Source organism: Vibrio sp. 10N.247.310.17 (assembly GCF_041466605.1).
Taxonomy (GTDB): Bacteria; Pseudomonadota; Gammaproteobacteria; order Enterobacterales; family Vibrionaceae; genus Vibrio; species Vibrio tasmaniensis_A.
Window position 1 is genome coordinate 1 of record NZ_JBFSTC010000029.1, and the last position, 15,719, is coordinate 15,719.

Below are 15,719 nucleotides of genomic sequence, written 5' to 3' on the forward strand. Positions count from 1 at the left end.
CATATCACTTACTACCGTTTTTGTTTTAAGTTCCCGCTAATCCGCGATGAACCATAAAAAAGGGCGACTCTTTTGAGTCACCCTTGGAATCATTTAATGTGCTGTTAAACAACCGCTCATTGCTATTAATTAAATAGCTAAACAGTGAGTAAGCCAAAATTAGCGATTAAGCTTCTTTTGTTGTTGAGTGCTTACCTAGCTCGATTTGTTGTTGATTTTTTTTATATAGGTTTTCAAAGCAGTAATTTGTTGCTTCGATGTAGCCTTCAACACTACCGCAGTCAAAACGTTGGCCTTTAAATTTGTAAGCCAATACACAGCCTGCTTTTGCTTGTTTCAGCAATGCATCAGTGATCTGGATCTCACCGCCTTTGCCTGGCTCTGTCTGCTCGATAAGCTCAAAGATATCTGGGGTCAGGATATAACGGCCAATGATCGCTAGGTTGCTTGGAGCAGTACCTGGCTCTGGTTTTTCTACCATGTCATCGACACGGAACAGGTCATCTTTGATCATCTCGCCAGAGATAACACCGTATTTGTGAGTCTCTTCTTCAGGAACTTCTTGTACTGCCACAATTGAACAGCGGAATTGCTTGTATAAAGCAACCATTTGAGCCAATACACCTTGCTGTTCGTTCACACAAAGGTCATCAGCAAGCACAACGGCGAAAGGCTCATCACCCACAAGTTCACGACCAGTCAAGATAGCATGGCCTAGACCTTTCATTTCGCGTTGACGAATGTAGGTAAAGTTTGCTGCTTCAATCGTCTCACGAATATTGATCAGCAAGTCTTCTTTATTGGTACCGCTAATTTGGTGCTCTAGCTCGTAGTTCTTATCAAAGTGATCCATCAGTGAATGTTTACCACGGCCAGTAACGATGCACATTCCATCCATACCGGCTTCGATAGCTTCCTCTACACCGTATTCAATCAGAGGTTTGTTTACTACAGGCATCATTTCTTTCGGCATTGACTTAGTTGCTGGTAAAAAACGTGTACCGTAGCCTGCTGCCGGGAAAAGGCACTTTTTGATCATGATAAGACCCTTTATCTATAATAATTATTGATTCAACTGATTTGTTGATATTTCTGAGGGCAACTCTAGCATATGTTATGTCGAAATTTCAGCAACAATACCAATGATTACTCGAGCTTCCCTCAAAATTATTGTCAGATTAGAGGCGGAGTGGTTATGCAAGCAAGTTTTGGTTTGCCCATGCAATAGCTTGGACTCTATTTTTCACCGCTAACTTACGGAATATTTGATAGAGGTGGGATTTGACCGTGAATTCGCTAATGAAAAGGTCATCGGCTATTTGAGTATTTGATGATCCTGATTGAAGGCAGCGAATGACTTGGATTTCACGAATAGTTAAATCAACATTGGTTGGGGTCGTATTGGTATTGACCATATTACGATAATAAAACAGAAGTTGATTAGTCACCTTCCTAGGTAGCCAGTTGTCACCATCGATCACTTCTTGAAGACCACGAGCAATCTTGTCCTTTTGTTCAGTGTTGTAAAAGAGTCCTTTTAGTACCCCATAGGTAAGAAGCTCTGAGGTTGGAAGTTGCTGGGGGACATTGAATAAAATGATTTCGTGATTTTTCCACATAACAGTCAGGTTAGGACAAATAACCAGTAGTTGTGGTACCTCTCTATAATCGACGAGCAAGATCCGGTTACTCTGCTTTCTATCAACTAACATTAATTCGTCGGGTGTCATTTTGTAGAGAATAATAGATAAGTGCTTTTCTATCTCCTTTACATGTAGATAGGTATCGTTTGGGTCGATGCACAGAAAGTGTAAAGTGCGAGCGTATCTTGATTTTCTCATTGAAACGTCCTGTTTGAGTGGGATTAGATTCCACGTTGTCATGCAGGCTTTCGCTTCTCTAGCGCCTTGATAGTGACTTGCGTTGAATATCAATTATCAAAGTAAATGAGTGGTTTGTAAGTGGAGAAAAAAGCAACATCGCTTTGAATATCATGATTTGTTACGTTTTTATTCTTTGTGGTGGAGTGAGAATAGGAAGCGATTTATCACAGCAGAAAAGCATGCTATTCTTGTGCGCTAAAATTTTCTGAGACTATGAATTTAGACGGAGCAAATCATGGCTAGCCGTGGAGTTAACAAAGTTATATTAGTGGGTAACCTAGGTAATGACCCTGAAATTCGTTACATGCCAAATGGCGGTGCAGTAGCGAACATTACCATTGCAACGTCAGAGTCATGGCGTGACAAAGCAACTGGCGAACAGCGCGAAAAAACAGAATGGCACCGTGTTGCTCTGTTTGGCAAGCTGGCGGAAGTTGCTGGTGAGTACCTACGTAAAGGTTCCCAAGTTTACATTGAAGGTCAACTTCAAACGCGTAAATGGCAAGATCAAAGCGGTCAAGATCGCTACACAACAGAAGTCGTTGTTCAAGGCTTCAACGGTGTAATGCAAATGCTTGGCGGTCGTGCTCAAGGCGGTGCTCCTGCCCAAGGTGGTATGGGTAACAACCAACAGCAAGGTAGTTGGGGTCAGCCACAGCAGCCACAACAACAGCAGCAACAATACAGTGCGCCAGCTCAACAGCAGCCGAAAGCACCTCAACAAGCTCCTCAGCAGGCTCAACCTCAATATAATGAGCCGCCGATGGATTTTGATGATGACATCCCATTTTGAGGACTGTTTTTAATATATTATAAAAGCAGTATTAAATTGGAAGAAGCCGCGTTCGTCGCGGCTTTTTGTTACCTACAATTCTTAACGCTTTATTTACAACGTCAATTTATAGTATAAGTAGCAATACGGTATAATGTGAGTTGAAAAGGATTTCGTTATTCATGAGATATACCCCGACACTAAAATTGAGCACTCGATTGGTCGCATTTGTCACCGTGATAGTGATCAGTGCGATGTTCATCCTTTTTATTGGTGGCACACTCTCCTTTAAGCGTATAGGACAGGAATATTTAGATCATTATTTGGTTGGCATTGTTGACGTCGTAGATAAAGAGATGGAAGATCCAGATGCTGCGTATTCAATGCAACGTTGGATGCCGAAGATGTTGCAGGCAAGCAATATCGTTGAGATGAAGCTTTCAAACAAAACCGGTATCGTTTACCGATTTAAAGATACCTCCCCACAAATTGATCCAAACCGTCTCTATGAAAGAAGCTTCATTTTAGATCGAAATGAAGGCTATCAAATCGAATTTAAAGCACTCCCCCCTTATATTGGTTACAACTACTCGATTGAAGCTATGTGGTCGATTACTTTGGCGGTGGCATTGATCCTTTTTTGTTTGGCCCGTGGTGTTCGTTGGTTAAAAGAACAGTTAATGGGCTCAGAGATTTTGGAAGAGCGAGGGAGAATGATCCTTGCTGGGCAGGTAGAGGCTCATTCAAAAGGGGACGAGCGAGAATGGCCATATACGGCAAGTGAAGCGCTTGATGTACTGATTGAAGAGTTGAAAGATGCACGCCAAGAGCGAAGTCGCTTTGATACTTTTATTCGCACCCATACTTTTCTAGATAAGCTCACTGGTACAGCCAACCGAGTACTATTTGATAACAAACTTGAATCTGTACTGCATGAAAGTGGCGCTCGTGGAGGCGTTTTACTGATACGTATCGACGAGTGGGAACAAGTTCGAGATGCCAATGACAAGCAGATCACTGACGGATTTATTATTGAAGTTGGTGAAGTGTTGTCGAATATTGTTCAGCGTTATCCCGATGTCATTTTTTCTCGTTATTACGAAGCAGACTTTGCCGTGTTTATTCCGCATCAAGGAACAAAGGATATTGCAACGTTGGCTGCTCAATGTTTAAGGCAATTAGATAAATTGACTCCGCCGGAGCCTTTGGAATCAGATAATTGGTGCCATATTGGTGTGACAATGTATACCGAAGGTGAACGCCATAGCCAAATTATGGATGAAACGGAAACGGCGTTAAAGAGCGCTCAGTTAGAGCGCATTAATAACTGGAGCCGTTACCCAAAAGAAAATAAAAGTGAGATAGACAGAGGCAGTGTTCGCTGGAGAACATTACTTGATAAAGCCCTGCTACCTGAAAATTTAGTAATCTTTGCTCAGCGGTGTTATCTTATGCCGGATTCAGGTCAAGTTAATGAATTGCATAAAGAAATATTTATTAGAATTCAAGATCCAGACAAAGGTCTATTGAAATCTTCTCGTTTTATGTCTGCGGTAGAACAAGTCGGTTATCAAGCTCAAATGGATCAATCGGTTTTGACGGTTTTGTTTAAGTCGCTGAAAGTATCAACACAGCCTGTCAATTATTCGGTGAACTTGAGTGTCACTCCGTTTGCAAATAAATCACATTTTAAATGGTTCAGAAGTGAGTTGTTACAGCTCTCTGCTCAGCATCGTTCTCAGCTTGCTTTTGAGTTTTCAGAAGGCCATCTAATTACTCACCTTGATTATATGCGACCAGTGGCGAAGATGTTACGAGGGTTAGGGTGTAAAGTGGTGGTTGGCCAAGCTGGGCGAACCATTGTTAGTACTCATTATATAAAGGATTTGAAGGTTGACTATATTAAGCTTCATCGAAGTTTGGTAAAGAAAATCGATCAAAGGCATGAAAACCAACTGTTTGTTCGAAGTCTGATTGGAGCATGCGGTGATTCTCCAACTGAAGTGATCGCGGTCGGAGTTGAGACAAAGCAAGAAAAGAATACCTTGATAGAGTTAGGCATTAACGGTTATCAAGGGAGATATTTTGACGAAGAACAACAAATAATTCCCTTGCCTACTCAAGGGGAGAAGACAGTGAAAGCTGAATCCGTTGTAAAAGTCGGTCGAAGAAATCGATGGCGTAAGAGTAATAGTTAAGCATGAATTTTAAAGCGATTTTAGACAAAATAAAGCCAACGAATAATAACGGTAGTTCTCAAGTTGTCCTTTTGGGCAATGATACCGTTTATATTTCATCGACTGAGTCAAAACCTCAAGTCACCAGTTTCCCTGTGGTTAACGGTGACTGGGAAAGTGCGCTGAAAAAATTGTTAAGCAGTGAGTCGCTTACTAGTGATAGCCTTCAGCTAATTGTCTGTGCGAACTACTACCAAACCTATCAAATTGATAAACCGGACATTCCACAGAGTGAATGGTCGGTTGCATTGCCTTTTCTATTGAAAGATCTGATCTCTGAAAGGGTGACTGATATTACAGCGAGTGCGGTAGCGCTACCGACCTCAAATAAGCTACAAGTGTATGTTTTGCCTAAAAAGCTATTGGACAAGCTTGTAAGCATTACTAATTCAGCACAAGTTGATCTTAAAGGTATTGCTCCCGAAGATGAAGTTTGGGGCTACAGTGCTGGTGAGCTCTCTAATTTCATTCTTTTACAGCGCAGCCCCAACTCACATTTTAAGCTTGGTGCATTTGTTGAAAACACGGTTTGCTTCCAAAGAACAATCCGCAGTGTTGTCCCCCCATTAACTGGTACCGCATCAAGTGCATTGCAGTTGGATGGTCTAGCTTTAGAACTCCAAAGGTCGATTGATTACCTTTCTTCTCAAATTAAAGGCACCCAACTTCATCAGTTAAAAATATGCTGTGATGAGGAAGATGAAGCTGAATTGCAGAGCGTGTTAAATAGCACATTGAGTTCGACCGTTTCTTTGCTTGTTGAAGGTGAACGCGAAAATTCAGAGAAATGGTTAGTTACGCTCGCGGCTGAAAAGAATATTTTTAACGTTAATCTCTACCCTGAGCACCTTAAGCCTAAAAAAGAGTATTTCACTCTAGTGAATGTGGTCATGGTTTGGGGGCTTGTGTGTACCTTGTTGCTTGGCAGTTATTGTGTAATGCAGTATCAAGCATTGAGTTTGGATGAAGAGCTAGCAGCTTTACAATATGACTTGAATCAGCTTAACCAAGAAGTTAACCAATTAAACAGTCAGTTAATTCAACATAAACCGTCTCCAAACAAGGTAGCTGCGGTAGCTCGTCTCACTAGTGAGACGCAAGCCAAAAAAGAGGCGTTGAAGGCGGTCGGTCAATTCGATGAATCTCAGCAAGTCGGGTATTCTGGCGTCATGAACTCCTTCGCTCAATTAGGCCGAAATGACATCTCGCTTTCGCATATATACATGACTCACGATACCTTAGAGCTTAATGGTTTTGCCCGTGATGCAAGTGTAGTTCCAAATTGGGTTGGTCAATTTAAGAATGAACTTAATTTAGTCGGACGTACCTTTGAAAAGATAAAGATAGGTCGTAATGAGCAAGATGTGGTGACGTTTGAGTTAAGTACTCATAGGGAGGGTGAATAATGCAACTGTGGAATCAGCTTAGCGATAAGTTTCTTGCATTAAGCCTGAGAGAGAAATGGCTACTTTTCGTGTGTGGTCTAGTGGGCTTATCCATGCTTGTATTTACCTTATTGATTGAACCTGCATATCTTGATTTACAAGAAAAGAATGTGAAGTCGATGAGCCTTACGCAGTCAAATCAGAAACAACAAGGTGAATTACTTGCTCTACAAGCCAAGTTGAACAAAGACCCAGATAAAGAAATTGATCTTGAGTTAAAAAAACTATTGGTTGAGAGCCAAGAGCTATCATTTGAGCTCGCTGAAATCGTTGATAGGTTGGTTACGCCTTCTCAAATGGCGCAGTTATTAGAGAGCGTTCTTAATGCAGGTAATGGACTGAAGCTTGAGTCTTTAGAATCGTTACAACCAGAAGCTATTTCGGACAATCAAGAGAACAGTGACAATTCAAAGTACTTTCTCCATCCTGTTAGAATGGAGTTGACGGGTAGCTACTTCGATATTTCAATTTATCTTCAAGCACTTGAGTCACTTCCTGTGAGCTATTATTGGCGTACGTTTGAGTATTCAGTAGAAGAATATCCCAAAGCTCGACTTGTGTTCGAGGTTTACACCCTAGGTACCAGACAGGAGTTTATCGGTGGTTAGAACTCTAGTGTTATCTTTGCTGTTTGGTAGTTCAGTGGTATGGGCAGAACAAGACCCGACTGCGCCATTAGGTTGGCTTTCGCCCCAACAGAAATCAGCATCAGCTAAAAAGGCGCCAGTTCAATATCGTTTACCGTCTCTAGAGAGCATTGTTTGCAAGGGCGATACACCTTGTTATGCGATTATGAATGGTCAGATTCTCGAACAAGGAGAAACGATCAGAGGGTACCGAGTTAAGAACATAGATCCAGAGTACGTCACTCTGCTGAGAAGCTCTAAGCAGTGGAAATTAGAGATGTTCTCTTTAGATGTTAAGAATAATTAAGGTTAGAGTGAAGACATGCGTAAACTTGTAGTAGCAATTCTAGTGTCATCTTTAGTCGGCTGTTCGATGGGGCATAGAGACCCTGTTGAGATAAAAGAGTCTTTAAACGAATCTATTAATGAAGCGAATAGCAAAGCACTTCATAACTTACCTTCGTCGGTACAAGATGACCTTATGCCTCAGCTAAGTTCGGACTCTATGTCTCCGAATGTGGAAACCGTCAAGCGCTTTCGTATTCAAGCAAAAGGCGTTGAAGCGAGAACCTTTTTTGCAAGCCTAGTGAAAGGTACAGAGTACAGTGCCGCGATTCATCCAAGCGTTGCTGGAAAACTTACTCTAAATCTAACAGACGTGACCTTAGATGAAGTTCTGGCTGTTGCTCAGGATATGTATGGTTACGATATTGAAAAACGTGGCAAAGTGATTCAAATTTATCCGGCTGGTTTGCGTACAGTCACGATTCCTGTGGATTACTTGCAAGTAAAGCGTTCTGGTCGTTCTTTAACGACGATTACTACTGGAACAATTTCCACTTCAGACTCTAACTCGAACTCATCTAACTCGAATTCTAATTCGTCTAACTCGAATTCAAACTCATCAAACTCGAACTCCAATTCGTCTAGCTCCACATCTAACGGTGGTACGGAGATTGAAACGATATCTGAAAGTGATTTTTGGCCGCAGCTTGAAGCGGCAGTCGCTCACTTAATTGGTTCTGGTGATGGGCAAAGCGTTGTGGTTACGCCACAAGCGAGTGTGATTACGGTACGTGCTTACCCCGATGAAATCCGAGAGGTTCGTGAGTTCCTTGGTATTTCTCAGAAACGTCTGCAGCGCCAAGTTATCTTGGAAGCCAAAATCATGGAAGTGACACTTAGTGACGGCTATCAACAAGGCATTAACTGGACCAAGATGTTTTCGTCGAACGGTACTAACTACACGCTAGGTATGGGTTCTATCGTTAAAAATGCAGCCGGTACGATCATCCCAGGCAAACTACCAGGCATGGACCCAATCGGTACCGCTTTAGGTGGTCAATCTAACCTCGTTGTTTCTGGTGGCAGCTTTGAAGCAGTATTGAGTTTTATGGATACACAGGGTGACTTGAATGTGTTATCTAGCCCAAGAGTGACAGCAGCTAATAACCAGAAAGCGGTTATAAAAGTGGGTATAGATAAATATTTCGTGACGAATTTATCAAGTTCGGTCGGTAGTGGTGATAACGCGAATGTTGCCCCTGAAGTTGAGCTAACCCCGTTCTTCTCCGGTATTTCTTTGGATGTGACGCCGCAGATCGATGATAAAGGAAATGTGTTCCTGCATGTTCACCCCGCAGTGATTGAGGTGGAAGAGGAAGTGAAAGAGCTTAATCTTGGCTCAACAACTGGTGTTGTGACGCTGCCGTTGGCTAAAAGCTCTATTCGTGAATCTGACTCCGTGATTCGAGCGCAAGATGGTGATGTGGTTGTTATTGGCGGATTGATGAAATCAAACACCAGTGACATGACTTCAAAAGTTCCATTTCTTGGTGATATCCCGGCACTCGGTCATTTGTTCCGTAATACCAGTCAACTCACTCAAAAAACTGAACTCGTTATTTTATTAAAGCCAACGGTTGTAGGTGTAAATACTTGGCAATCAGAAATGGAGCGTTCTCGAGATCTTTTACAAGAATGGTTCCCTGATGAATAGTAACCACTCACTTTATCAATGCAGATTGGTAGTGAATTACTAAGCTAGGTCGTCTTATGTATCAAGCTCATTTTGATTTTGAACAGTTACCATTTACGTTAACGCCGAATACCGATTTTTTTTATGGTTTAGCACCTCATTTTGAGGCAATTCAAACGGTAATGTCGGCGTTAGAAATGGGCGAGGGGGTAGTTAAGGTTACAGGAGAGGTCGGCACAGGCAAAACCATGGTGTGCCGAATGCTAGTCAATCATCTCAATGATTGTACTGCTTTAATCTACCTGCCTAACCCAGTGCTATCTGGTGCTGACTTACGACAAGCCGTGGCTAAAGAGCTGGGTTTGACTATTGATAATCCAGCAGCTTTAGTTGATAACATTCAACACAAGCTTATTGAATTGCACAACTCAGGTTTACGAGTGGTTGCGATTCTTGATGAGGCCCAGGCGTTGTCAGATGAAGCTCTAGAGACCTTAAGGTTGTTTGGTAACTTAGAAACTGAAGATAAAAAGCTGCTGCAAATTGTTCTATTAGGGCAGCCGGAATTGGATGCTCGATTAGAGGCTTATCATCTAAGGCAATTTCGTCAAAGAATCACATTTAGTTCGACACTGAGGCCACTGACTCTCGATGAAACGGTAGCTTACATTGATAACCGGATCGCTAAATCTGGTGGCAAATATGCTCCCTTTAGCCTGAGCCATAAAAAAGCGATCTGGCGCTCTTCTTTGGGGATCCCAAGGTTGATTAACCAGTTGTGTCATAAAGCTTTGTTGCTTGCTTTTAGTGAAGATAAGCAAAATATAGAAAACCAACATCTCTTTGCTGCAATGCATGAAACATACGATGTGTGTAAACCTAAATTTAAAACGCCAATGCTGTGGGGTTGGAACTAATTATGAGCGTCATTAATAACGCCTTGTCTGAATTGGCAAAAAAAGAGTCAACAGCATCGATTGAAGCTGCGGTGGTACCTAAAGTAAAAACACGCTCTCCATTGGTTTGGGTGGTCGCAGGTTTTACCCTTAGCTTGGCCATGGGGGGCTGGGCTATATCACAAGGCCCAGCTGTCGATAACTCAATATCAACTCGAGATATACAAGTTTCCGTTATTGATACTTCAGAAGGCAATTCAGAGGGTAGTCCTGAAGCGGCCATTACTCAACCTGTATCCTCGCCGACTAAGAAGTTAGTGACGCTAGATTCAGCGAACCTTTCGGCTCACAACACGGCAATACTAAAAAGTACTCAATCTAAATCGGATTCAGTCATTGCTGCATCAACTCAGTCAGTTACAAAGCCTAAAGTAAACCCTGAATCTCAAGCTATACCTAAATCTCAAAGCACACCTAAAGCAAAAGTAGCAAAGCCAATGCTTGTTGCTAGCGTGGCTAAAAAAGATCCCACACCAGTATCAAATCAACCTGAAACGTCTGGCGATTTAGAAAGTAATGGAATGTTGATTGAGCAGATAGAATTAACGCCTGAACAACTTTCTATTAATGCTCAAGGCCGAGCTCAGAAAGCTCTTGATGCCAATGACCTTTCTGGTGCGTTGAAAGGTTATAACGAAGCGCTTCGTTATGATCCAAGAAATGAAGATGTCCGTCAGAAACTAGCAATTCTCTATTTTGGTAAAGGTGATACTCGCAAAGCGTATGAGTTATTTCAGTCGGGTATCAAACTCAATATCAACAGTGAAAAACTGCGCCTAGGTTTATCGAAGCTACTTGTGAAAGCCAATCAAGCGGAAGCTGCTTTGAGCCCATTAATACACTTACCACCTAGTCCAACTCAAGACTACTTAGCAATGCGCGCTGCATTAAGTCAAAAGTCTCAGCAAGAAGATATTGCGCTAGAGAGCTACCAAAAATTGACTGAGGTCGATTCAGATAATGCTCGCTGGTGGTTAGGTTTAGCGATTCAGCAAGAACGTCAGCTTGATTTCATGGCTGCAAAGCAATCATACCAAGGAGCATTGGTTAGAGTTGGGATCTCATCTCAGTCGCAAGGCTTTGTACGTGATCGTTTAAAAATACTCAATGCTTTAGAGGAGAGTGGCGATGCAAATTAGATTAAGAAAAAGGCTCGGTGATTTGCTCGTAGAAGAGGGCATCATTACTGAAGATCAAGTTGAACAAGCTCTGGCCGCTCAAAAAAGGACAGGCCGCAAGCTTGGTGATGCACTGATCGAGCTTGGCTTTTTATCAGAGCAGCAAATGCTCAGTTTCTTGTCGCAACAGCTTGCTATTCCTCTTATTGATATTAGCCGAGCTAATGTTGACGTCGAAGCTGTGCAGCTTTTACCTGAGGTTCATGCTCGCCGCCTTCGAGCTTTGGTCATTGGGCGTCAAGGTGACACATTACGTGTTGCAATGAGTGATCCTGCTGATCTGTTTGCCCAAGAATCTTTGCTGAGTCAACTAGGCGACTACGCACTCGAATTTGTCGTCGCACAAGAGAGACAATTAGTTGATGGTTTCGACCGTTATTACCGAAGAACCAAAGAGATTGCCTCATTTGCTGAGCAGCTTCATGCTGAGCATAAAGTTAATGAAGCCTTTGACTTTGATATCGCTGAAGAAGACAGCGACGAAGTTACGGTCGTTAAGCTAGTAAACTCGCTGTTTGAAGATGCTATTCAAGTTGGTGCGTCTGATATTCATATTGAACCAGATTCAAACGTATTACGTTTACGTCAGCGTATTGATGGTGTCCTGCATGAAACGTTGTTGAATGAAGTGAATATTGCTTCTGCACTGGTTTTGCGTTTGAAGCTGATGGCTAACCTCGACATTTCAGAGAAACGACTGCCTCAAGATGGTCGCTTTAATATTCGCGTTAAAGGTCAATCGGTCGATATTCGTATGTCGACTATGCCAGTACAGCACGGTGAGTCAGTGGTTATGCGTTTGCTTAATCAATCGGCTGGCCTACGTAAATTGGAGTTGTCAGGCATTCCGAGTGATTTGCTCGTTCGTCTTCGTCATCAATTACGCCGCCCACATGGCATGATTCTCGTAACCGGGCCTACGGGCTCAGGTAAAACAACGACTCTATACGGTGCGTTAAGTGAATTAAACGAACCGGGTAAAAAGATCATTACCGCTGAAGACCCTGTAGAATACCGTCTTCCTCGTGTGAATCAGGTTCAGGTAAACCCTAAGATTAACCTCAATTTCTCAACGATTTTGAGAACCTTCCTACGTCAGGATCCGGATATCATTCTTATTGGTGAGATGCGAGATCACGAAACCGTTGAAATTGGTTTGAGAGCGGCACTTACTGGTCACTTAGTGTTAAGTACTCTGCATACCAACGATGCAGTAGACAGTGCACTGCGTATGATGGACATGGGGGCTCCGGGTTATCTGGTAGCAAGTGCTGTTCGAGCCGTGGTCGCACAGCGGTTAGTTCGTAAGGTATGTACTGATTGCAAGGTTGATGATGAGCTGGATGAAGCGCGTAAGCAATGGTTGAGTGTTCGTTTCCCAAACCAGCGAGGTACGCCATTTATGAAAGGGCGTGGTTGTCAAAATTGTAATTTGACAGGCTACAGTGGTCGTGTTGGTGTGTTTGAAATGTTGGAGCTCGATCAGCCTATGATGGATGCGCTTAGAGCCAATGATGCCGTTGGTTTTGCTCAAACGGCAAGACAGTCTGAAAACTACAAACCGCTGTTAGCTTCTGCGATGGAATTGGCCATGCAGGGTGTTGTGAGCTTTGATGAGGTAATGAACCTTGGCGAAGGTGATGCTTCTGGTGCCACTGATCCAATTTATCTGTAGGGGTAGAGTGATATGCCAACTTATCGTTATGTAGGTCGCAGTTCTGATGGCAGTCAAGTGACAGGCCAGTTGGATGCGAATAACGAAGATCTTGCTGCTGACAGCTTGATGAGTAAAGGGATCATTCCAACTTCGATTAAACTTGGAAAAAGTGGCGGTTCAATCCTGGATATGGATGTATCCAGTCTGTTCTCCCCGAATGTGCCTTTAGAGGTGTTGGTTCTGTTTTGCCGACAGTTGTATAGTTTAACTAAGGCGGGTGTTCCGCTATTAAGATCGATGAAAGGGTTAACTCAACATTGTGAAAATAAGCAACTGAAAGTAGCACTTGAAGAAGTGGTCGCTGAACTTACAAATGGTCGTGGATTAGCGGCATCGATGCAAATGCACCCTAAGGTATTTAGTTCATTGTTTGTATCGATGATCAGTGTTGGTGAGAATACAGGTCGTTTAGATCAGGCATTGTTACAACTGGCTGGATACTACGAACAAGAGGTTGAAACTCGAAAGCGAATCAAAACGGCAATGCGTTACCCAACGTTCGTGATTACTTTTATTACAATCGCTATGTTTGTCTTGAATATATTCGTGATTCCTCAGTTTTCGAGTATGTTCGCGCGTTTTGGGGTCGACTTACCACTTCCAACTCGTATTTTAATGGGGATGTCTGAGTTCTTTGTTAATTACTGGGGGTTAATGCTTGGATTAATCTTTGGTCTTGTTTTTGCTTTTAAAGCATGGGTTAAGACAGATAAAGGGTGGGAAAAGTGGGATCGGCTGCGCTTAAAAATGCCAGTGATTGGTGGAGTGGTCAATCGAGCTCTATTGTCGCGTTTCTCTCGTACCTTTGCTTTGATGCTAAAAGCAGGCGTACCACTTAACCAATCGTTATCGCTATCGGCTGAAGCTCTGGACAATCGTTTTTTAGAACTTCGTGTTCAAGGCATGAAATCGGCAATAGAAGCGGGAAGTACCGTGTCTTCTACCGCGATTAACAGCGAAATTTTTACACCACTCGTGATACAAATGATTTCTGTGGGTGAAGAAACGGGTCGTATTGATGAGTTGCTGCTTGAAGTTGCGGATTTTTACGACCGAGAGGTTGATTACGATCTAAAAACGTTAACCGCTAGAATTGAACCTATTCTGTTGACGATCGTTGCGGGAATGGTGCTGGTTTTAGCTCTGGGTATTTTCTTGCCAATGTGGGGAATGCTGGATGCAATCAAAGGTTAGGGGATGCTGAATAACCTACAGCGCTCACGTTTTGTTATTTGGGTTGCGGTTATTCTTTTTCTCGTTATGGGTTTGCTTTCTGTATGGAAAACAGTAGAAGAAGAAGCAACGAACACGGCATTAATCGTTGCGAGCAAGCGAATTCTTGAGCAAGCGAATTTGTTCAAACAGCAGTATTTGTTATCTGGTGTGGAGCAAAAGAATGATGCGAAACCGCCAAAGACTTACAGCAGAACGGGGTGGGTTATGCCAATTCAAGACTCGGCTCGAAATTGCGGTTATTGGTTGGAGCAATTATATCCTAAGGGGCGTATTTTAGGTCTCAGCTCTCCAAACATTGAAGACAAAAGTGATAACATTCATTTTCATTGCCGTTATCATTATAGTGATAAGTATCAGATAGATATATTACTCAAAAAAGAAAGATTTAGTGTCAAAGTCAATATATTGGCCTTGTGAACGTATTGGCGCTGTTTTTATGGTTTTATGCATGGTCAAATGTATAATGCGCATTAGCAATTAGATGAGTAGGTAGAAAGTGCTTAAAAATCAAAAGGGTTTCTCCCTAGTTGAGTTAGTCATAGTGATTGTTGTTGTGGGTTTATTAGCTGTTGCAGCTTTACCTCGTTTCTTGGATGTGACAGACGAAGCCAAGAAAGCCAGTATTGAAGGTGTCGCGGGTGGTTTTGCGACAGGCGTACTTTCAGCAAGAGCGCAATGGGAAGCAGAAGCTCGTCCATCAGAAAAAATTGGTATTGAAACATACAATACTGTAAATTACGATGGTGTTGATTTTTGGCTAACCAGATCAACAAGTAGCAATGGAAGTACTAATTTTAGAGACGGCTACCCATGGTCTATAAACACAAATTCAGCTTCAGCTCCGTCTAATGATGTGACTGATGTTTCGTGTGTCGATTTAATGGAAAACCTTCTTCAGAACCCACCAAAAGTTGGAACATTAACCGATGTGGCTAATGGTTCGAATTACAAATATTCAGCGCAAGCGGATAATAGCAATGACTACTGCACTTACATTCAATTGGAAGGCGGTACTCAGCATCAATTTGTTTACGAGATTAGAACTGGTCGTGTGACCGTAACACTGCAGTAAACCTGCGTTTAAATATACATAGAGAGAAAAGACTATGAAAAAACAAAGCGGTTTCACCCTAATAGAACTAGTGGTGGTAATTGTTATTCTAGGTATTCTTGCAGTTACTGCAGCACCTCGTTTTCTAAATTTACAAGATGATGCTCGTACCGCTTCTTTAGAAGGGCTGCGTGGTGCAGTTGCGGGCGCAATGGGAATAACTTATGGACGTGCTGCTATTGCTGCTATTGAAGGTACGACTTATACAGCATGGACTAATGCAAGCGCACCTGGAACGGTAATTGACAATATCGCTCATCATTTTGGTTACCCAACGGCAGTTAGCGATGATACAGCTAACCTTGGAGGTATCGTTCAAGCTTTAGACTTATCTGATGAGTTCGTTGTCCTACAATCGGAAAAAACAGCTACAACTCAAAATAACCTATGGATCGACCTAGGTTTTAAGGGCTTTACAAAGCAGTGTGTTCGTTATACTGCCGCTACGAATGCGAATACCCCTGCAACAGTTGCGTTGCAAGCTGGTGCTAATGGCACAGCTTGTGGTGCTCAGTAAATAACCAAATTGACGAATGTATAGGCCAGCATTGCTGGCCTTTTTTCTGTCTGAAATTCAGGT

Annotated in this window: 15 protein-coding genes; 13 read left to right on the top strand and 2 right to left on the bottom strand. The window is 42.5% G+C overall.

Annotated elements, in window-relative coordinates; translation table 11 throughout:
• Positions 1-166: 166 nt before the first annotated feature.
• Both galU and AB6D80_RS10435 read right to left on the bottom strand, forming a co-directional pair.
• Positions 167-1,039: a UTP--glucose-1-phosphate uridylyltransferase GalU gene (gene galU, locus AB6D80_RS10430; protein ID WP_372188440.1), complete on the bottom strand. Its 873-nt coding sequence runs from the start codon at positions 1,037-1,039 to the stop codon at positions 167-169.
• 154 nt (positions 1,040-1,193) lie between these two features.
• Complete coding sequence (locus tag AB6D80_RS10435; protein WP_029222919.1) at positions 1,194-1,841, bottom strand: LuxR C-terminal-related transcriptional regulator; 648 nt, start codon at positions 1,839-1,841, stop codon at positions 1,194-1,196.
• Positions 1,842-2,118: 277 nt separating this feature from the next.
• On the opposite strand from AB6D80_RS10435, the gene AB6D80_RS10440 reads away from it, so the two are divergent.
• The 13 genes from AB6D80_RS10440 (at position 2,119) to AB6D80_RS10500 (ending at position 15,656) form a co-directional block, all read left to right on the top strand.
• Positions 2,119-2,676: a single-stranded DNA-binding protein gene (locus tag AB6D80_RS10440; RefSeq protein WP_009847868.1), complete on the top strand. Its 558-nt coding sequence runs from the start codon at positions 2,119-2,121 to the stop codon at positions 2,674-2,676.
• Positions 2,677-2,837: 161 nt separating this feature from the next.
• The gene (gene csrD / locus AB6D80_RS10445) at positions 2,838-4,853 is read left to right on the top strand and encodes an RNase E specificity factor CsrD (protein ID WP_135444535.1); all 2,016 of its coding nucleotides are present in this window, start codon (positions 2,838-2,840) and stop codon (positions 4,851-4,853) included.
• A 2-nt stretch (positions 4,854-4,855) separates the two neighbouring features.
• Entirely contained in the window at positions 4,856-6,298 is a 1,443-nt protein-coding gene (locus AB6D80_RS10450) for an MSHA biogenesis protein MshI (protein ID WP_372188442.1), read from the top strand.
• Positions 6,298-6,945: a type 4a pilus biogenesis protein PilO gene (gene pilO / locus AB6D80_RS10455; RefSeq protein WP_135444531.1), complete on the top strand. Its 648-nt coding sequence runs from the start codon at positions 6,298-6,300 to the stop codon at positions 6,943-6,945. Before AB6D80_RS10450 ends, pilO begins: the two co-directional genes overlap by 1 nt.
• On the top strand, positions 6,938-7,270 hold the full coding sequence (locus tag AB6D80_RS10460; RefSeq protein ID WP_372188444.1) for an MSHA biogenesis protein MshK: 333 nt from the start codon (positions 6,938-6,940) through the stop codon (positions 7,268-7,270). Before pilO ends, AB6D80_RS10460 begins: the two co-directional genes overlap by 8 nt.
• Positions 7,271-7,285: 15 nt before the next feature.
• Positions 7,286-8,962, top strand: a complete 1,677-nt coding sequence (mshL, locus tag AB6D80_RS10465; RefSeq protein WP_135384581.1) for a pilus (MSHA type) biogenesis protein MshL — start codon at positions 7,286-7,288, stop codon at positions 8,960-8,962.
• A 56-nt stretch (positions 8,963-9,018) separates the two neighbouring features.
• Entirely contained in the window at positions 9,019-9,858 is an 840-nt protein-coding gene (locus AB6D80_RS10470) for an ExeA family protein (protein ID WP_102250487.1), read from the top strand.
• A gap of 2 nt (positions 9,859-9,860) precedes the next feature.
• Complete coding sequence (locus AB6D80_RS10475; protein ID WP_372064144.1) at positions 9,861-11,036, top strand: tetratricopeptide repeat protein; 1,176 nt, start codon at positions 9,861-9,863, stop codon at positions 11,034-11,036.
• A complete protein-coding gene (locus AB6D80_RS10480; protein WP_372064142.1) occupies positions 11,026-12,750 on the top strand; it encodes a GspE/PulE family protein in 1,725 nt (574 codons plus the stop codon). Before AB6D80_RS10475 ends, AB6D80_RS10480 begins: the two co-directional genes overlap by 11 nt.
• 12 nt (positions 12,751-12,762) lie before the next feature.
• The gene (locus AB6D80_RS10485) at positions 12,763-13,986 is read left to right on the top strand and encodes a type II secretion system F family protein (protein ID WP_009847859.1); all 1,224 of its coding nucleotides are present in this window, start codon (positions 12,763-12,765) and stop codon (positions 13,984-13,986) included.
• Positions 13,987-13,989: 3 nt separating this feature from the next.
• Positions 13,990-14,445, top strand: a complete 456-nt coding sequence (locus AB6D80_RS10490) for a hypothetical protein (protein ID WP_017101377.1) — start codon at positions 13,990-13,992, stop codon at positions 14,443-14,445.
• Between the two features lie 79 nt (positions 14,446-14,524).
• Positions 14,525-15,100 (top strand): prepilin-type N-terminal cleavage/methylation domain-containing protein, encoded by a 576-nt coding sequence (locus tag AB6D80_RS10495; RefSeq protein WP_372188445.1) that lies wholly within the window; start codon positions 14,525-14,527, stop codon positions 15,098-15,100.
• A gap of 34 nt (positions 15,101-15,134) precedes the next feature.
• A complete protein-coding gene (locus AB6D80_RS10500; protein ID WP_372188447.1) occupies positions 15,135-15,656 on the top strand; it encodes a type II secretion system protein in 522 nt (173 codons plus the stop codon).
• The last annotated feature ends 63 nt before the right edge of the window (positions 15,657-15,719 follow it).